The organism is Sphingomonas sp. GlSt437 (assembly GCF_048015635.2).
Lineage (GTDB): Bacteria > Pseudomonadota > Alphaproteobacteria > Sphingomonadales > Sphingomonadaceae > Sphingomonas.
Map to the genome: position 1 here is coordinate 227,900 of NZ_JBPGYA010000002.1, position 17,989 is coordinate 245,888.

Below are 17,989 nucleotides of genomic sequence, written 5' to 3' on the forward strand. Positions count from 1 at the left end.
CTCCCGCGCCTCTTATGGACGCCAAAATACAACTCCGTTACCCCAGCGAAAGCTGGGGTCGCTAGCCGATCAAAACGACCCCAGCTTTCGCTGGGGTGACGAAACGCTACTTCCCGAACCCGAACACGTCCTGGTGGAACCTGCCCTGCTCGATCATCGCTTCCAGCCAGTCCGATCCGCTGTCATGGTCGCCGCCCGATTGCTGCGCAGCAATCCGGATCAGCGTACCACGAACCGCCGGCGCCATATACTTGCCGTCGCCGCACACAAAGATATGCGCGCCCGCCTCGATCGCCGCCCAGACGCGCTCCTGCTCGTCCCACAGCGCGTTCTGGACGTATCGCCAGCGATGCCCGGCCAGCGCGGAAAAAGCGATGTAAGGCTCGATCACGCCCGTCGCGCCCCAGGCTTCCATCTCGGCGCGGCAATACCAGTCGTGATCGGGGTGGCGGCAACCGAAGAACAACAGGCTGCGAGCGATGGGTGCGCCGGCGGCCGCTTGTGCGGCGCGCTCGGCAATGAAGCCGCGCAACGGCGCAAAGCCGGTGCCGGGGCCGATCAGGATCATCGGCACCGCAGGGTCAGCGGGCGGCGCGAACGGCGGATTGGGGCGGCGGACATAGCCGAACACGTGATCGCCGGGCTTGACCATCTGCATATAGCTCGACGCGAAGCCGCGATGCTGGCCCAGGCCCGACCATGCAGGCGCTTCCATCGTGCCGACGATGAGATCAGCGATATGCGGGTCGTTAAGCGGTGACGAGGCGATCGAATAGAAGCGCGGGGCGATTGCGGCGGAGAGTTCGACAAGATTGTCGAGCGACAATTCGGCCGCCGGATAGAGATCGAGCAAATCGAGGATGGTCAGCCGCTTCGCCGCCACCTGCGCGTCGAAATCACTCTCGAGCGCGGCGAGCTTGGCCTTGGTATCGGGGCAACGGGTCTGCTCGGCGATCACCGCGAGTGCGCGGCGCGGCAGCGTGTCGCTGAGTTCGACGAATTCGCTGAGCAATTGCCGCACCGTCACCGTTTGCCCCAGCGGCAAGTGGCGGAAGCGGCCGCCCTGCCCGTCGATCCGCAGCATCGCCGCGCCGTCGAGCCCCAGCCGGGCAATCGCGCGCTCGACCAGATCGGGCCGGTTCTGCGCATAAATCGCGATGTGGTCGCCGGTGTTGTAGCTCTGCCCTTCCGGCAGCCGCAGCCGCACGAAGCGCGTGGAGGGGCGCGGCGGCTCGATGGCGAAATCCCACAGGCCGTCCGCCGGTTGGACCATCTCGTCATTGGCGACGATTTCGAGCTGCTGGGCATGCTCGGGCAGCACTTGCAGCCGCGCCTCGGCGGTATCGACCGGCTGCAGCGACAGCGTCGAGCGCGCTTCGGACGGGGCGACATCGCTGCCCAATGCCTTCCACAGATCGCGCACGAACGCCGCGACCGCGCCGTCGAAATCGCCCTGCCCATCCGCCTCGCCGCGCGGCAACAACCGCTTCGCCCCCAGCGCGGCAATCGTCTCGTCGACGCGCTTGGGGAAATGCTGGTAATTGGGCCATTGGCTGTTGCCGATGCCGAGCACGGCATATTGCGCGCTCGTCCAGTCGAGCTGATCGACCTGGCCCGAATCCATCAACCGCTCGATTTCGACCGCGCTGTCGGGCGCGCGACCGTTATAGGTGGCGGTCACGATGACGATCACCTTGTCCTCGGGCAGATAGCCGCCGGTAAAGCCTTCATCCATCGAGCGGACGGCGGTTTCGAAGCCGTCGACATTGGCGCGCTCGGCGATTTCCTCGGCAATGTCGCGCGCGGTGCCCAGGCTGGTGCCGTAGAGGACGACGAAGCGCCGGCCATTGCCCGAAACGGCCGCGGCGGGCGCCGCCTCCGCCTTGGGTGCAGGGGCGACCGGCACCACCATCCGCTCGTGCGGCCCGCGCAACCGCACGCGCATGTAGAAACCGTCCGGCTTGATCGACAGCGTTTCCTTGATGCGCAGCCGGTAGATATTGGGATCGCTGATCGCGAATTTCTGCAGGATCATCGCGAGGCAAAGCTTGGCCTCCACCATCGCGAACTGGCGGCCGATGCACGCACGCTCGCCATTGCCGAACGGCTTGTAGCTGTGCGGGTGATGCTGCGCTTCGTTCTCGGGCAGCCAGCGATCGATGTCGAACTCTTCGGGGTTCTCCCACGCGCCGGGGAAGCGGTGCAGGCCGGGCGAGAAGATGTTGACAGGGCGGTCCTTGCGCATCAGCCATTTGCCTCCGATCACTTCATCCTCGAAGGGCGCCAGGCTGAATGAGGGCGCGGTCGGCCACAGCCGCAGCGCTTCCTTCAGGATGCGCTCGACCACATCCAATTGCGCGTAGTGGCTGTAATCGGGGCGGGTGTCGCCCGGCAGCACGCGATCGACCTCGGCATAGGCCTGCGCCAGCACATGCGGGTTGCGCAGCAGATAATGGAAGGCGAAAGTCAGCATGCCCGACGTGGTTTCGTGCCCCGCGATCAGGAAAGTCAGCACCTGATAGCGGATGTTGACGTCGTCCAGCCGCTCGCCCGTTTCCGGGTCGGTGGCGGTCAGCATCAGGTTGAGCAGGTCTTTCCCGTCGCTCGGATGCGCACGGCGCTCGGCGATGATGCCGTCGACCAGCGCGTTCATCTCGGCGATGTCGGCATCGAACTGGCGCGCCGCGCGGCCCGCGAACGGCTTCTGGAACGGCATGCGCGTGATGATGTTGAGCGACTCACCGAGCGCCCGACCGAGCGCTTCCAAGAACGGATCGAGCTTGTCCTTCTCGAAGCTGTGGAACTGGTGGCCGAACCCCGCCAGGGCGATCGAATCGAGCGTGAAGCGCGTCATGTCGTCGGCGACGAGCACGTCGGCCCCCGAGGCGCGCGACCATTTGCCGACCAATGCATCGGCGGTCTCGAGCATCAAGTCGAAATAGCCCTTCATCGCGCGCTGGCTGAACGCCGGCAGCAGGATGCGGTGCGCCTTGCCCCAATTCTCCTCCTCGCTGAACGCAGTGAACAGCCCGTCGCCGGCGAATTTGCGCACCACGCGCAGGCCGGGGCCAGGCATCTTGCGGAAGCGTTTCTCGTCGCACAGCTCGGCGGCGAGATCGGGGTTGGTGACGAAGACGCCGATGCGGCTGCCGAATTTCAGCTTGAAGATGCCGTCGGGGAAATCGCGGCTGACGTGGAGCAGATAGCCCATCAGCCCTTGCCGCGCGATGAGCGGCAAATGCCCGACAATCGGCAAGGCAGGCGGCGACGGGATCTGCGCAACGTCGTCGATCAGCGTGGCCATCGTCGCTCCCCGTCTTATGCTGCGCACAAGACCATAGGTTGGGGGAGAGTGCAATTGGGGGGTGCGGTTGCCCAGGCTTTCCCCGTCACCCCGGACTTGATCCGGGGTCCCGCTGCCATAACCAACGGAAGAATAAGCGGGACCCCGGATCAAGTCCGGGGTGACGTTTAGGGAAAGGGTTTGTCTGGGGCGCCCGCCATCCCCAGCACCCGCTCAGCCTCGACCAAATGCAGCCGCTCGACCATGCGCCCGTCGATCTGGATCGCGCCCTTGCCGGCATTGGCCGGGTCGGCGAAGGCGGCGGCAATGCTGCGGGCGCGGGCGATTTCGGCGTCGGTGGGCGAGAACGCCGCGTTGCACGGCTCGATCTGCGCCGGGTGGATCAATGTCTTGCCGTCAAACCCCAGCGCCCGCCCCTGCTCGGCTTCGGCGCGGAAGCGATCGAGGTCGTGGAAGTCATTGCACACCCCATCCAGCACCGCCAGTCCGCGCGACCGCGCCGCCGCGACGCTGAGCGCGAGATAGGGCAGCAGCCCCGCCCGGTCGGCGCCCCGCCGCGCGCGCAGCTCCAGCGCGAGATCATTGGTGCCGATGACGAACCCGCCGAGCCGGGACCACAAGGCGCCATCGGCAATGTCCTGCAGATGCCCGATCGCCAGGCACGTCTCGATCATCACCCACAGCTTCAGGCCCTTCGGCGCCTTGCGGAGCGCGGCATCGGCGCGGCGCACATCCTCCGCCTCGTTCACCTTGGGCAGCAGCACCGCGTCGATCGGCAGCGCGGCGGCGGCTTTCAGGTCGTCGGCACCCCAGGGCGTGTCGAGGCCGTTGACGCGCAGCACGGTCGTCCGCTGCCCAAACCCGCCCTCGCGGAACGCCGCCGCCGCTCCGTCGCGCGCGGCAGTCTTCTGGTCGGGTGCGACCGCATCCTCCAGATCGAGGATCACCGCATCGCAAGCCAGCGTCCGCGCCTTCTCAATCGCGCGCGGGTTGGAGGCAGGGAGATAGAGCGCAGAGCGAAGCGGGCGTGTGGTCATGCCCCAACCTCACCCCAAAACACCGTTCGTGTCGAGCGCAGTCGAGACACGCTTCGCTCAGCCCCCGCCCCTCGACTTCGCTCGGGGCGAACGGTGGTGTATGGTCGCGGCTGGACAAATAAGACGCGGCGGGCATAGGCCGCCCGGAGAGAAACGCAGGAGCACGCGATGAGCACCATGGGCCGGTTCGATTGGGCGGACCCCTTCGACATCGAGGACCAGCTGAGCGAGGATGAGCGGCTGATCCGCGATACCGCGCATGCCTATGCCGAGGACAAGCTCGCCCCGCGCGTGATCGAGGCGTTCAACAACGAAACCAGCGATCCCTCGATTTTCCGCGAGATGGGCGCGCTCGGCCTGCTCGGGCCGACCATCCCCGAGGCTTATGGCGGCGTCGGCGCGACTTATGTCGCTTATGGCCTGATCGCGCGTGAAGTCGAGCGGATCGACTCGGGCTATCGCTCGATGATGTCGGTGCAGTCGAGCCTCGTCATGCACCCCATTTACGAGTACGGCTCGGAGGAGCAGCGGCTGAAATATCTGCCTAAGCTCGCGACGGGCGAATGGATCGGCGCGTTCGGCCTGACCGAGCCCGATGCCGGCTCCGACCCCGGCGGCATGCTGACCCGCGCCGAGAAGACCGCGACCGGCTACAAGCTTTCCGGCACCAAGACCTGGATTTCGAACGCGCCGATCGCCGACGTGTTCGTCGTCTGGGCGAAGAGCGACACGCATGGCGGCGGCATTCGCGGCTTCATCCTGGAAAAGGGCATGGCGGGGCTGTCGACCCCCAAGATCGAGGGCAAGCTCAGCTTGCGTGCGTCGATCACCGGCATGATCGTGATGGACGAGGTGGAAGTCGGCGAGGACGCCTTGCTCCCCAATGTGCAGGGGCTGAAGGGGCCGTTCGGCTGCCTCAACCGCGCGCGTTACGGCATCAGCTGGGGCAGCATGGGCGCGGCGGAATTCTGCTACCACGCCGCGCGGCAATATGGGCTCGACCGCAAGCAGTTCGGCAAGCCGCTCGCCGCCAACCAGCTCTATCAAAAGAAGCTCGCCGACATGGCGACCGAAATCGCGCTGGGGCTGCAGGCGAGCCTGCGCGTCGGCCGGCTGATGGACGCGCACAAATTCGCGCCCGAGATGATCTCGATCGTCAAGCGCAACAATGTCGGCAAGGCGCTCGATATCGCGCGGGCGGCGCGCGACATGCACGGCGGCAACGGCATCTCCGCCGAATATCAGGTGATGCGCCACCTGATGAACCTGGAGACGGTCAACACCTATGAAGGCGCGCACGACGTGCACGCGCTGATCCTGGGCCGGGCGATTACGGGGATTGCGGCGTTTTAGGGGGCGCTTGGGGCGCCGCAACAACCCCTTGGAAGGCGAGGCTTAATCTGCCACCTTCGCTCCCGACCGGGGGTAACTTTTCATGCGAATCATCGTTTTCGGGCTGTTGTCGCTAGTGGCTGCCGCAGCGCATGCGCAGGCCAAGGACGCGCAGGATGATAAAGTGCATCGCGGACCACCTCCCGATTGGACGAGGCCGTCTGCACTGCTCCCGGTGCCCGCGTCACCTAGTGGCGCGGTTTTTATTCGACGACAGGATCTGGAGACGCATCTATCCAGTCATGGCGCACTGAATTATGTCGGATACCGCGTCGCGATCCTGCAGCCGAGCGCGCTTGAGGCTGGTAACATTGCTATATCATGGAATCCGGCAGCCGGCGCGCCGACCGTTCATGAAGTCAAGGTGTATCGCGGTGGTCAGGCGATTGACGTCCTTGCCAGCACGTCGTTTGACATCCTGCGCCGCGAAAATCAGCTCGAAGCAGCCATGCTGGACGGCGTCCTCACCGCCGTGCTGCGCGTTCCCGATCTGCGGGTCGGTGATGAGCTTGAGGTCGATCTAACCGTCCCGGACAGCGACCCAACGCTTGGAGCAGACACCGCCGGCTTGCTGACGATCGGACAGAGCATTGCGCCCGGGCGCTATCATCTTGGTCTTAGCTGGGAAAATGAACAAACGCCTCAGATTAAGATCAGCGACGATCTGGCGAAGGCGATCACCAGAGGCGATCGTGCCCTGGATGTGCAGCTCGACAACCCCACGATAATCTCGCCTCCCAAAGATGCGCCTCCACGCTATCAGTGGCAACGGGTGGTGCAGTTCAGTCGATATGGAGATTGGGCCGCGCTTTCCCGAAAGTTTGCGCCCCTCTATGTCAGCGCGGCGAAGCTCGCCCCTGGCTCACCGCTCAAGGCCGAGGCAGCACGTATCGCTGCGGCGCAGCCCGATCCCATGGCGCGAGCAGCGGCGGCCCTAAAGCTGGTACAGCAGGACGTGCGCTATGTTTATGTCGGATTGAACGGAGGTAACCTGACGCCCGCAACGGCTGAGGAAACGTGGCAGCGCCGCTATGGCGACTGCAAGGCCAAAACTGCGCTGTTACTGGCGCTGCTCGGAGAGCTCGGCATCAATGCGGAGCCGGTGATTATCAACAGCAGCGGCAACGACGACGATTTGCAGGATCGGCTCCCGATACCAGCGCTGTTCGATCACGTCCTGGTCAAGGCGACGATCAACGGCGCCAGCTATTGGATGGACGCCACGCTGCCCCCCGTTGCCGTGCCGACGCTCCGCCCGCGTTATTCGTTTGGCTGGTATCTGCCATTGACGACGCAGGGTAGCCCTCTGCAAGAGATTAAGTGGGCACCGCAAGCGACCCCGGACGAAATCCATCTATTCGAAATCGATGCACGCACCGGCTTCGACAAACCGGTGCCGATTACGTCGACAACAATTATCCGCGGCATTGAGGGGCTGAAGCAACAGATCGCCTTGTCGGCGGCATCGCCCGATCAGCTTCTCAGCGCATTTCGACAGCACGCAGTTGGCGACACGTTTCAGCAGATCGACGCTGTCGACTGGCGATATGATACGGGTGCCGGCGCCAGCATTTTGACAATAAAGGGTATGGGCATCGTAAATTGGGATAAAGACGGCGACGGGGCGCGGTCACTTGCTCTGCCAGGGGGCGGATTTTCGCCACCCGAGCGCCGCGTCCGCTCCAGCGACCAGGATCAGCAGGCACCATTTTACCAAAAGCCAGAATATGAGTGTTACGCGACAACGGTTCGCCTGCCGATCGCAACAGCGCCTGCCAATTGGGAATCCAAAGAGGGCTTTGACACCATATTGTTTGGGCGGCACTACTTTCGCGCATGGGAAATGCGCGACGGCGCCATCCGCATGATACGCACGTCGCGCGTCGAGGATCGGGAAATCAGCCCCACCGTGGCGCGGCGCGATAATGAGCGAATTGCTCAGTTCGACAACAGCATGGGCTATATCTTTTACAGCCCGACGCGCCATAAAATGGCCGTTGGCGATGGCCAGCGAGTACCGGCAACATACGAGGGTGATTGGGCTCGCGACGACGTACCTTGCCTGCTGGCCAAGACTACCAAATAGCAGGCGTCCCAGCCGGGCAGACAGATCGCACTAGGATAAGGCTTGCAAAGCGCTCAAGCGATGCTTGACCAAGCCGCAGCTGAGGTCGAGTTAAGGAGGTATGTCCCCCCCTCCCCTCACCGGCATCAAAGTCGTCGAGCTCGCCCGCATCCTCGCCGGGCCCTGGGCGGGGCAGACGCTGGCGGACCTCGGCGCCGAGGTGATCAAGGTCGAAAGCCCCGAGGGCGACGACACGCGCATCTGGGGACCGCCCTTCGTCACCAATCCCGATGGCAGCCGCGATGCGGCCTATTACCATGCCTGCAATCGCGGCAAGCGCTTGGTCGTCGCCGATTTCCGCAACGCCGACGATCTGGCAAAAGTCCGCGCGCTGATCGCCGACGCCGATATCGTCATCGAGAATTTCAAGGTCGGCGGGCTCGCCAAATTCGGGCTCGATTACGCCTCGCTCGCGGCCGAGCACCCGCGCCTCGTCTATTGCTCGATCACCGGCTTCGGGCAGGATGGGCCGTACGCGCATCGCGCCGGCTATGATTACATCATCCAGGGCTTGTCGGGCTTCATGTCGATCACCGGCGAGCCCGATGGCGCGCCGCAAAAGGCGGGCGTCGCGATCGCGGATATCTTCACCGGCGTCTATGCGGTCGTCGCGATCCAGGCGGCGCTGATCCAGCGCGCGGCGACCGGGCGCGGCCAGCAGATCGACATGGCGCTGCTCGACACGATGACCGGCGTGCTCGCCAACCAGGCGCTCAACTATTTCGTCAGCGGCGAGAGCCCGCACCGCGTCGGCAACGCGCATATGAACGTCTCGCCCTATGCGGTGTTTCCGTGCCGCGACGGGTGGTTCATCCTGGCGGTGGGCAATGACGGGCAGTATCAGCGCTTTTGCACGGCGCTGGGGCTGAGCGAGCTCGGCGCTGATCCGCGCTATACGGCCAATGAAGGCCGCATCGAGCATCGCGAGCCTTTGTTCGCGGCGATCCGTGAGGCGACGGCGAAGCACCCGCGAGCCTGGCTGCTAGCGACGCTGGAGGCGGCGGGCGTGCCGGCCGGGCCGATCAACACCATTGAGCAGGCGTTCGCCGATCCGCAGGTGCAGCATCGCGGCATGGCGCTGAAGCTGGACCGCAACGGCCAGCCACTCCCGGGCCTGCGCACCCCGATCCGCTTTTCGGACGCGCCGCTCGCGCTCGACCGGGCGGCGCCGATGCTGGGGGCGGATGACGACTGACTCGCGCTCGACACGAACGGATCGCTTGGGCACATAGGCCGGGATGACCAAATTCACCGTCAACAACCAGCCGGTCGAGTATCTGATGGACCCGCAGACGCCGCTATTATGGGCGTTGCGCGATGCGTCCAACCTCACCGGCACCAAATATGGCTGCGGCAACGGCGCGTGCGGGGCGTGCACGGTCGATATCGACGGCGCTGCAGTGAGGGCCTGCCAAGTAACGATCGGCGCGATCGAGGGCAGTTTCGTCACCACCATCGAGGGGCTGTCGCGCGAGCGCGATCATCCCGTGCAGCAGGCCTTCATCGCCAACAGCGTGCCGCAATGCGGCTATTGCATCCCCGGCATCATCATGGCGGCCGCCGTGCTGATCAAGAAGAACCGCACGCCGAGCGAGGAAGAGATCGAAGCGGCGATCCCGCATATCTGCCGTTGCGGCATCTATCCCCGGCTGATCGAGGCGATCCAGCGCGCCGGGCGCATCGCGGCGGGCGATGAGACGGTGGCGATCGGCGCGCGGCCGGGCACGGATCCCAGCGAGGCGGCGCGCGTGGTGCCGGCACTGACCCCGGCCGGGCGCAGATAACGCGGCTGGCGAACAAATCCTTTCGCATTGCTGACAACCGAATTCAGATACGGCTCATCGACTCACTCGTAATTGGGCTTCATCAGCAAAGTCGGGGGTTCCGTCGGCGCTGGAGGAGGAAAACATGCGTAAGATGATTTTGATTGCGCTGCTCGCCACAGCCACCCTGACTCCGTCGGTCGCGATGGCCCAGCAGGAAGAGCGCCACCATGACGGCGGCGGCAATGGCGGCAATGGCGGCTGGCACAATGGCGGCGGCGATCGTGGCCAGGGCCAGCGACCGCAGTTCCAGGCCCCGCCCCCGCAACCCCAGGCGCAGCGCCCGCAATTCCAGGCGCCGCCGCAGCCCCAGGCCCAGGCTCAGCCGCCGCGCTTCAACACGCCGGCGTACCAGGGCAATCCCAACTGGCGCGGCGGTGATCGTGGCCAAGGCTGGCGGGGCGGTGATCGGTCGCAAGTCGTCCAAGCGCCGCCGCCCGCACCGACGCCGCAGGTCCAGCAGCAGCAGGGTTGGCGCGGCGACCGTCGCGATGGCGGCGCGGGCGACCGGGCGCGTGGTGATTGGAACAACGGTCGCGGCGACTGGAACCGTGATCAGGGCCGCAGAGGGGATTGGCGCGGCACCACCGATGCCCAGCGCGGGCGTGACAGCTGGCCCGGCGACAATCGATGGCAGGAGCGCGGCGAAGGCGGACGCGGCTATTACAATAACGGCCGTGGCTTCTATGGCGACCGCGACGGCGACCGCCGCTGGAACAATGACTGGCGGCGCGACCGGCAATATGATTGGCACGGCTATCGCGATTACAACCGCCAGCTCTACCACCTGCCGCGCTACTACGCGCCTTACGGGTGGAACTATGGCTATCGCCGCTTCACCATCGGGTTCACGCTCGACTCGATCCTGTTCGGTGAGAATTACTGGATCAGCGATCCATATTATTACCGCTTGCCGCCGGCTTACGGCCCCTATCGCTGGGTCCGCTACTACGACGATGCGCTGCTGGTGAACATCTACACCGGCCAGGTGGTCGACGTGGTGTACGACATCTTCTGGTAAGCACGGCCCGAAGATAAACTTGACGAGGGGGTCGGCGCCGCGGCGCGCTGGCCCCCTTGCTTTTTGCGGCCCGCGCCGTGATGCAATCGCGCATTATGGCACTCTTCAAGAAAGCGAACGGGCCGAGCCGCATCCGCGCCGACATCGGCCGCAAGGTAAGCGAGAAGCTGGCGCGCGAACCCGCCGTCACCGCTGTCCCCATCCCCGGCATACAAATCTATTATTGCGACGGCTTCCTCGACGAAGCGCGCTGCAAGACACTGATCGGCATGATCGACACCAATCGCCGGCCGTCGACGCTGCTTAGCGACAAGCCCGATTATGCGTTCCGCACCAGCGAAAGCTGCGACATGGATCGCTGGTCGCACGACGTGCGCCCGGTCGACGAAGGCATCGCCGCCTTGCTCGGCATCGCGCCCAAGCAAGGCGAGACGATGCAGGGCCAGCGCTATGCGCCGGGTCAGCATTTCCGCGCGCATCACGATTTCTTCTACGAAGACCAGCAATATTGGCAGCAAGTGAAGCATGAAGGCGGCCAGCGCACCTGGACCGCGATGATCTACCTCAACAATGTCGAAGAAGGCGGCGCGACGTGGTTCCCGACCGCCGGCATCAAGGTCGCGCCCAAGCGCGGCCTGCTGCTCATCTGGAACAACATGGCGGCCGACGGCAGCCCCAATCAGCTGACCCTGCACGAGGGCATGCCGGTGGTGCGCGGCGTGAAATATGTCGTCACCAAATGGTTCCGCGAAGGCGACTGGATCAAATAAAGGCGCCTTTGCGACAAAAATGCGGCTGCGCTCGCCAGACCGGTCGATAACGCGCGACAACCCCTTTTATTGGCGATATCATCCGCGCAACGGGAGAGAGCCAAAATGGCCTTGGCGACGCGGGTGAGGGAGTTGTTTCGGCTCGACCGGGGCAGTCTTCGTGTCCTTGAACGCCGTTATGTCGCGCCGCGAATCGCTGCTCGCGAGGATATTCATGATCGCCGCGCCAAGCTTGCCGCGATCATCGCCGGCGAAATCATTCCGCATCTCGTCCGCCTGCATCGCGACGTGCCGCTGAGCGAGATTATTCCCGACGTCCACCCGACCGAAGCCGACATCCATGAGCTCGCGCACATCGTGCTCGGGCCGGAAGGAGATGCCGCGGCAGCCTATGTCATGGCACTGCGCCATCGCGGCGTTTCCGCCGAGACATTGTTCGTCGAGCTGCTGGCGCCGACCGCGAAATTGCTCGGCGAGATGTGGCATCGCGACGAGTGCGATTTCATCGACGTGACGCTCGGCGTCGCGCGGCTGCAAAAGCTGCTGGCGGTGGGCAATGCGACGCATCGCGCGGCGATGCCGACCGATCGTCGGTCGATCCTGGTGGCGACGGCGCCGGGCGAGCAGCACCATTTCGGCGTCGCGATGCTCGAGCAGCTGCTCGATGCGAATCGCTGGACGATCGTCAGCGATCATCATGCGAGCTTTGACAGCTTGTGCACGGCGGTGGACGAGCATTGGCTCGCCGTCGTGGCACTGTCGCTCGGCACCGATTCGCTGGCCGATGATCTGAAGCACGCGATCGGCCTGATCCGCTCGCATTCGCGCAACAAGGCGGTGCGGGTGATGGTCGGCGGTTCGTCGATCAGCCGCCGTCCCGAGCTTGCCGACTGGTGCGGCGCTGACGCGAGCGCGCTCAACGCGCCATCGGCCGTGCTCCTCGCGCAAAAGCTGTTCGACGAGGGCGCAGTGGCGCATTGGGGCGAAGCGCGCTTGTCGGCCTAAAGAACCACGATCTCGCTCAACTAATCCACCGTCATTCCCGCGCAGGCGGGAATCCATTTGGTTGGTCGTTGATGCAGACTATTCCGATCAGCGACAATGGATCCCCGCCTGCGCGGGGATGGCGGTTTGACCTTGGCGTCCAGGGGGGTAGACGACTCAGGTGCCCCCTGTCCTGAACATCAGCCAATCAATCCTCGGCCAGCCATGGCGCTGGCGTGCGCTGGCGGCCGATCATCGCGACGCGGGAGCAACGCCGGACGATCTGACGACGCAATTGCTGCTCGCGCGCGGGGTTGCCAGGGCCGAGCTCGACCAGCATCGCGCGCCCAGCATCCGCGCCTTCATGCCCGATCCGTCGATCTTCAACGATATGGACCGGGCGGCCGAGCGACTCGCCGATGCCGTCACGGGCGGTGAAGCGATCGCGGTGTTCGGCGACTATGACGTCGATGGCGCCACCTCAGCCGCGCTGCTCATCCTGCTGCTGCGCGCGCTGGGCGTGGCGGCGCGGCCCTATATCCCCGACCGACTGATGGAGGGCTATGGCCCGTCGAGCGAGGCGCTCGTCCGGCTGGGCGCGGAAGGCGCGCGGTTGATCGTCACGGTCGATTGCGGCGCGCAAGCGTTCGAGGCGCTGGCGATGGCGCGCGAGGCCGGCGTCGACGTGATCGTCGTCGATCACCACAAATGCCTGCCCGCGCTGCCGGTGGCTTATGCGCTGGTCAATCCCAACCGGCTCGACGAGGTCGACGGCGCCGCCGCGCATGGCCACCTCGCGGCGGTCGGCGTCGCGTTCCTGCTCGGCGCCGCGCTGCTGCGGGTGCTGCGGGCGCGTGGCTATTTCGCCGAGCGTGCCGAGCCGCGCTTGCTCGATCTGCTCGACATCGTCGCGCTCGGCACCGTTGCCGATGTCGCGGCGCTCAAGGGCCTCAACCGCGCCTTCGTGGCGCAGGGGCTGAAAGTGATGGCGCGCGGCGGCAATATCGGGCTCACCGCGCTGGCCGAAGCCTCGCGCCTCACCCGCGCACCGACCGCGACCGATCTCGGCTTTGCGCTCGGGCCCCGGATCAACGCCGGCGGCCGCGTCGGCAAGGCCGATCTGGGCGTGCGGCTGCTGACGACGACCGACGCAGCCGAAGCCCGCGCCATCGCCGCCGAGCTCGACCGCCTGAACGAGGAACGCCGCGCGATCGAAGCCGTCGTGCAGCAGGAAGCCGAGGACGCCGCCCGCCACCAGAGCAATCGCGCGGTCGTCGTCGCCGCCGGCCATGGCTGGCACCCCGGCGTGATCGGCATCGTCGCCGGCCGGTTGAAGGAGAAATTCGGCCGCCCCGCCATCGTCATTGCGCTCGATGAGCATGGCGTCGGCAAGGGATCGGGTCGGTCGGTCTCGGGCGTCGATCTCGGCGCGGCGGTGCTGTCCGCCAAGGATCAGGGCTTGCTCGTCGCCGGCGGCGGCCATCCGATGGCGGCGGGGCTGACCATCGCCGCCGATCGCGTCGAGGCATTCGGCGATTTCCTCGAAGATCGGCTCGCCAGTGCCGTCGCCAATGCTGCTGACGGCCGCGCGCTGCTCGTCGACGCCATCGTCGCGCCCGGCGGCATTACCCCGGCGCTGGTCGAGGCGCTGGATGCCGCCGGCCCCTATGGCATGGGCTGGCCGGCGCCGCGCATCGTCGCCGGGCCGGTGCGGGTGGTGAAGGCGGATGTGGTCGGCAACGGCCATCTCCGCGCGGTGGTGGCAGGCGATGATGGCCGCTCGATCAAGACCGTCGCGTTCCGCCAGGCGCACAGCGCGCTGGGCGAGATGCTGCTCGGCGCGCCCAGACATCGCCGGCTCTGGGTGGCCGGCCGCGCCAAGATCGACGACTGGAACGGCCGCACATCCGCCGAGCTGCACCTCGACGATGCCGCCTGGGCCGACTGACTTTTAGGGGAAACGCGCCATGTTCAGCCACATCACGCTTGGCACCAGCGATTTCGCGCGATCGCGCCGCTTCTATGAGCCGGTGATGGCGGCGCTCGGCCTGACCGAGCCGTTCAAGATGGACGACGCAATCGTGTTCGGCACGCTCACCGGCCCTAAATTGTTTGTGGTCGCCCCGTTCGATGGCGGCGCGCCCTCCCCCGGCAACGGCCCACACGCCGCCTTGCTCGCGCCCGATCGCGCTGCGGTCGATGCATTCCACGCCGCCGCGCTCGCTTATGGCGGCAGCTGCGAAGGCCCACCCGGCCCGCGCCCGCAGTACCACGCCCATTATTACGCCGCTTATGTGCGCGACCCCGACGGCAACAAGCTGCAAGCGGTCTGCCACAGCCCGGCCGCCAAGCCAGCTTGACCCGCAAGCCCAAGCCGGTATAGGGCGCGCTCTGCTTCGGCATGGCCCCTTCGTCTAGCGGTCTAGGACGCGGCCCTTTCACGGCTGAAACACGGGTTCGATTCCCGTAGGGGTCACCAAGATGCCATCCCAGGGGGTGTCTTGGCATACCATAAATGGCTGTTTTTCGGCCATTTTACGTGGTATAAGCGTCGCATCGGGATGGACGCGATACCAGCAGATACCAACAAATCGATGGTAGTTTTGATGGCACGCCTCGGTCCTTGCGATCGGAGATACCATCATGGCTGGATTGTCGGTGCTGGCGATCAAGGCGGCGAAGAGTCGCGATAAGGCGTATAAGCTCACGGATAGCGATGGGCTGTATCTGTTGGTGACCCCATCTGGCGGTCGCTGCTGGCGGATGAACTACCGCTATCTCGGTAAGCAAAAGACGCTTGCGTTCGGTACCTTTCCCGAAGTGAGCCTGGTCGATGCGCGCGAGCGCCGTGATGCAGCCCGGAAGGTATTGGCGCGGGGCGACGATCCGGTCGAGCAGATCAAGCTGGAGCGGATGGCGGCGAGCGTTGCCGCCGCCAATAGCTTCGAGGCCGTTGCCAGCGAATGGCTGACCAAGGTCGAAAAGGAAGGCCGCTCGGCGGTCACGATGAAGAAGCTGCGTTGGCTGCTCGCCTTTATCAATGCCTCGATCGGTAAGCGACCCATTGCCTCGATCACCGCGCATGAACTGCTGCTGATGCTCCGCAGGATGGAAAGCAAGGGCAAGTATGAGACCGCCAAGCGGTTGCGCAGCACCTGCAGCCAAGTGTTCCGCTATGCCATTGCCACCGCGCGCGCCGAGCGTGACGTTGCCGCTGATCTGCGCGGCGCGCTGATCGCGCCCAAGCCGGTGCATCGGCCGGCGATTACCGATGCGAAAGGTGTTGGTGCTCTGCTCCGCGCCATCGAGGCGTTCGAGGGTCATGCCAACACCAAGGCAGCTCTACACTTGCTGCCGCTTGTTTTTGTGCGACCCGGCGAACTCCGTCATGCCGAATGGGCGGACTTTGACCTCGACAAGGCAGTGTGGACCATACCTGCGCGCAAGACCAAGATGCGTCGGGCTCATCTCGTCCCCCTCTCTTCTCAAGCGCTGTCGATCATTACGTCGATCGAGCATGACGCCAAGTACAGCTCGTTCCTGTTCCCCTCCCTGCGCTCGATTGATCGGCCGATGTCGGAGAACACCATCAACGCCGCTTTGCGCCGCATGGGCTATGCCCAGGACGAGATGACCGGCCATGGGTTCCGCGCCATGGCGTCCTCGCTCCTCAACGAGATGAAGCTTTGGCATCCCGATGCGATCGAACGGCAGCTTGCCCATTGCGACACCAACAGTGTTCGTCGTGCCTACGCCCGCAGCGAATATTGGGACGAGCGCGTCGCCATGATGCAGCATTGGTCTGACCACCTCGATTTCCTGCAAACCAAAACGAAGGTAATTGGAATCGCAGCGAAATAATCCGAGTCAGAAAGATTATTTCTCCAAAACGAACAAAAATTCCGTTGTTGTGTTGTAACCATTCGGCTAAAGTTTTGCCGTTTAAAAAGCCATCAGAGGCACTCATGCGACGCCTTATATTTTGCTTCGACGGCACCTGGAACCGTCTGGACGCACCATATCCCACGAACGTAGTATTATTGGCTGAGGGTATCACTCCGATAGCCCGTGATGGCACGCCACAAATCATTCATTACGACCCCGGAGTGGGGACCGGTCATGATGATAAATGGAAAGGCGGCCTATTCGGCGATGGATTGATCGACAAAATCGTAGATGCCTATACATTTCTGATATTTAATTACGAGGTGGGGGACGAAATATTCGTTTTTGGCTTCTCAAGGGGCGCTTTTACAGCGCGAGCCTTCGTGGGTTTTATAAGGCAGGTCGGTATCATTCAGCGGAAATCCGCCGCCGCAATCACGGAGGCGGTTGAACTCTATAAAAAGCGCCAGCCTGGCGACGGACAAGATCGCGAAGAGTTACTCCAATTCCGCAGCAGGGTCTCGCCAGAAATTTGCATCGACACTGTAGAAGACACTTGGCGGGTGGAACATTGCGAGGGCTATAAGACTGGTAATGCAACCGTCGTCCGTATCAAATATCTAGGTGTCTGGGACACGGTTGCCGCAGTCGGCGTCCCAAGCGATATTTTCTTCGCTCCGTTTGCTAACCGTGGCGAGCGATACTTCGATGCCGAGTTGAGCCATCTGGTAGTCAGTGCGAGACATGCCGTTTCGATCGACGAGGATCGGGTAACTTTTACGCCAACCCTTTGGCCCAATATCGCAGAGCTCAACAGCAGCTTAGGCTTCGCAAATTCTACCGGCATCGCGCCCTATCAGCAAAAATGGTTTCCTGGCGACCATGGCTCCGTTGGAGGCGGCGGAGACATACGGGGTCTGTCCGATCGGGCACTTAGTTGGATACTTGACGGTGCACTTGCGATGGGTCTCGAGGTGGACCTTGACGAAGGCTCACCGCTTTTTGGCTTGGCTCCAGACGATTTAGCACCGCTAAAGAACATGCGTCCTGCGCAACCTACTCTTTTAGAACAAGCCGAGCATTTGCTGCTGACGCATCATCCAAGAGAACACGGTCCTACTAGCCTGCAAGAGTTAAGCGACAGCGCGATAAATCGCTGGCGTCAATCCGCGGACGCTCTTCCCGAAAAGGCACTATATCGTCCTAAGCCTCTCGAAGGAGTGGCTGGGTTACTGGAGCAGCTCGCCAGCGATCAACCGCTTCCAGCTCCAACTGCGGCTCATGCCACGGTCACCGCCCCCAACCCCACCGCTGGGTGCCTCTACAAAATTGTCTTTGGTGATCAACTTCGGAAGATAGCCGAAAAGGTGTACGGTCAAGCTGATCGCGAGGATATCATCGTCAAAGCTAATCCAGCTATCACTGACCCCAACCGCATTTACATAGGACAAATAATATTTTTGCCCAAAGATAGCGCCACGCCGAGCACCGAGTAGCGTAAGGTGCCGGTCAAGAGACCCGCTATCGCAGGGCCCAGTCAAGCTGCCAGTGATAGTGTTGGCTGGGTTTACGGTACCGTTCCAGCCGTTGGCAGCGGGTTGTGACGAGCTCAACCGTTTCGTCATGCGGACTCCACGGCAACGACACG

General features: G+C 64.0%; 13 protein-coding genes and 1 tRNA gene. 12 read left to right on the forward strand and 2 right to left on the reverse strand.

The window, feature by feature from the left end; all coding sequences use genetic code 11:
• Positions 1-106: 106 nt before the first annotated feature.
• Positions 107-3,304 (reverse strand): cytochrome P450, encoded by a 3,198-nt coding sequence (locus ACLB0R_RS10605; RefSeq protein WP_416643719.1) that lies wholly within the window; start codon positions 3,302-3,304, stop codon positions 107-109.
• A 167-nt stretch (positions 3,305-3,471) separates the two neighbouring features.
• Positions 3,472-4,341, reverse strand: a complete 870-nt coding sequence (locus ACLB0R_RS10610; protein WP_416643718.1) for an HpcH/HpaI aldolase/citrate lyase family protein — start codon at positions 4,339-4,341, stop codon at positions 3,472-3,474.
• A gap of 168 nt (positions 4,342-4,509) precedes the next feature.
• On the opposite strand from ACLB0R_RS10610, the gene ACLB0R_RS10615 reads away from it, so the two are divergent.
• From ACLB0R_RS10615 to ACLB0R_RS10670, 12 genes are all read left to right on the forward strand, one after another.
• The gene (locus tag ACLB0R_RS10615; RefSeq protein ID WP_416643717.1) at positions 4,510-5,694 is read left to right on the forward strand and encodes an acyl-CoA dehydrogenase; all 1,185 of its coding nucleotides are present in this window, start codon (positions 4,510-4,512) and stop codon (positions 5,692-5,694) included.
• An 82-nt stretch (positions 5,695-5,776) separates the two neighbouring features.
• Positions 5,777-7,819, forward strand: a complete 2,043-nt coding sequence (locus tag ACLB0R_RS10620) for a DUF3857 domain-containing protein (RefSeq protein WP_416643716.1) — start codon at positions 5,777-5,779, stop codon at positions 7,817-7,819.
• Positions 7,820-7,919: 100 nt separating this feature from the next.
• Entirely contained in the window at positions 7,920-9,053 is a 1,134-nt protein-coding gene (locus ACLB0R_RS10625; RefSeq protein WP_416643715.1) for a CaiB/BaiF CoA transferase family protein, read from the forward strand.
• Between the two features lie 43 nt (positions 9,054-9,096).
• Complete coding sequence (locus ACLB0R_RS10630) at positions 9,097-9,642, forward strand: (2Fe-2S)-binding protein (protein WP_416643714.1); 546 nt, start codon at positions 9,097-9,099, stop codon at positions 9,640-9,642.
• A 124-nt stretch (positions 9,643-9,766) separates the two neighbouring features.
• The gene (locus ACLB0R_RS10635) at positions 9,767-10,702 is read left to right on the forward strand and encodes an RcnB family protein (RefSeq protein ID WP_416643713.1); all 936 of its coding nucleotides are present in this window, start codon (positions 9,767-9,769) and stop codon (positions 10,700-10,702) included.
• Positions 10,703-10,797: 95 nt separating this feature from the next.
• Positions 10,798-11,472 carry a prolyl hydroxylase family protein gene (locus tag ACLB0R_RS10640; RefSeq protein ID WP_416643712.1) on the forward strand — a complete coding sequence of 225 codons (675 nt, stop codon included), beginning with the start codon at positions 10,798-10,800 and terminating at the stop codon, positions 11,470-11,472.
• 105 nt (positions 11,473-11,577) lie between these two features.
• The gene (locus ACLB0R_RS10645; RefSeq protein WP_416643711.1) at positions 11,578-12,477 is read left to right on the forward strand and encodes a cobalamin B12-binding domain-containing protein; all 900 of its coding nucleotides are present in this window, start codon (positions 11,578-11,580) and stop codon (positions 12,475-12,477) included.
• A 160-nt stretch (positions 12,478-12,637) separates the two neighbouring features.
• Positions 12,638-14,404, forward strand: a complete 1,767-nt coding sequence (recJ, locus tag ACLB0R_RS10650) for a single-stranded-DNA-specific exonuclease RecJ (protein WP_416643710.1) — start codon at positions 12,638-12,640, stop codon at positions 14,402-14,404.
• 19 nt (positions 14,405-14,423) lie between these two features.
• Positions 14,424-14,816, forward strand: coding sequence for a VOC family protein (locus tag ACLB0R_RS10655; RefSeq protein ID WP_416643709.1), 393 nt, complete (start codon positions 14,424-14,426; stop codon positions 14,814-14,816).
• Between the two features lie 43 nt (positions 14,817-14,859).
• A tRNA-Glu gene (locus ACLB0R_RS10660) sits at positions 14,860-14,935 on the forward strand.
• A 164-nt stretch (positions 14,936-15,099) separates the two neighbouring features.
• Positions 15,100-16,317, forward strand: a complete 1,218-nt coding sequence (locus tag ACLB0R_RS10665; protein WP_416643708.1) for a tyrosine-type recombinase/integrase — start codon at positions 15,100-15,102, stop codon at positions 16,315-16,317.
• 104 nt (positions 16,318-16,421) lie between these two features.
• Entirely contained in the window at positions 16,422-17,837 is a 1,416-nt protein-coding gene (locus ACLB0R_RS10670; protein WP_416643707.1) for a phospholipase effector Tle1 domain-containing protein, read from the forward strand.
• The last annotated feature ends 152 nt before the right edge of the window (positions 17,838-17,989 follow it).

What these genes read in the sequence shown, in the direction of transcription:
- ACLB0R_RS10645 (WP_416643711.1), top strand. Translation starts at nt 11,578, where the DNA reads ATGGCCTTGGCGACGCGGGTGAGGGAGTTGTTTCGGCTCGACCGGGGC.
- ACLB0R_RS10630 (WP_416643714.1), top strand. Translation starts at nt 9,097, where the DNA reads ATGACCAAATTCACCGTCAACAACCAGCCGGTCGAGTATCTGATGGAC.
- ACLB0R_RS10605 (WP_416643719.1), bottom strand. Translation starts at nt 3,304, where the DNA reads ATGGCCACGCTGATCGACGACGTTGCGCAGATCCCGTCGCCGCCTGCC.
- ACLB0R_RS10615 (WP_416643717.1), top strand. Translation starts at nt 4,510, where the DNA reads ATGAGCACCATGGGCCGGTTCGATTGGGCGGACCCCTTCGACATCGAG.
- ACLB0R_RS10620 (WP_416643716.1), top strand. Translation starts at nt 5,777, where the DNA reads ATGCGAATCATCGTTTTCGGGCTGTTGTCGCTAGTGGCTGCCGCAGCG.
- ACLB0R_RS10635 (WP_416643713.1), top strand. Translation starts at nt 9,767, where the DNA reads ATGCGTAAGATGATTTTGATTGCGCTGCTCGCCACAGCCACCCTGACT.
- ACLB0R_RS10640 (WP_416643712.1), top strand. Translation starts at nt 10,798, where the DNA reads ATGGCACTCTTCAAGAAAGCGAACGGGCCGAGCCGCATCCGCGCCGAC.
- ACLB0R_RS10670 (WP_416643707.1), top strand. Translation starts at nt 16,422, where the DNA reads ATGCGACGCCTTATATTTTGCTTCGACGGCACCTGGAACCGTCTGGAC.
- ACLB0R_RS10665 (WP_416643708.1), top strand. Translation starts at nt 15,100, where the DNA reads ATGGCTGGATTGTCGGTGCTGGCGATCAAGGCGGCGAAGAGTCGCGAT.
- ACLB0R_RS10655 (WP_416643709.1), top strand. Translation starts at nt 14,424, where the DNA reads ATGTTCAGCCACATCACGCTTGGCACCAGCGATTTCGCGCGATCGCGC.
- ACLB0R_RS10625 (WP_416643715.1), top strand. Translation starts at nt 7,920, where the DNA reads ATGTCCCCCCCTCCCCTCACCGGCATCAAAGTCGTCGAGCTCGCCCGC.
- ACLB0R_RS10610 (WP_416643718.1), bottom strand. Translation starts at nt 4,341, where the DNA reads ATGACCACACGCCCGCTTCGCTCTGCGCTCTATCTCCCTGCCTCCAAC.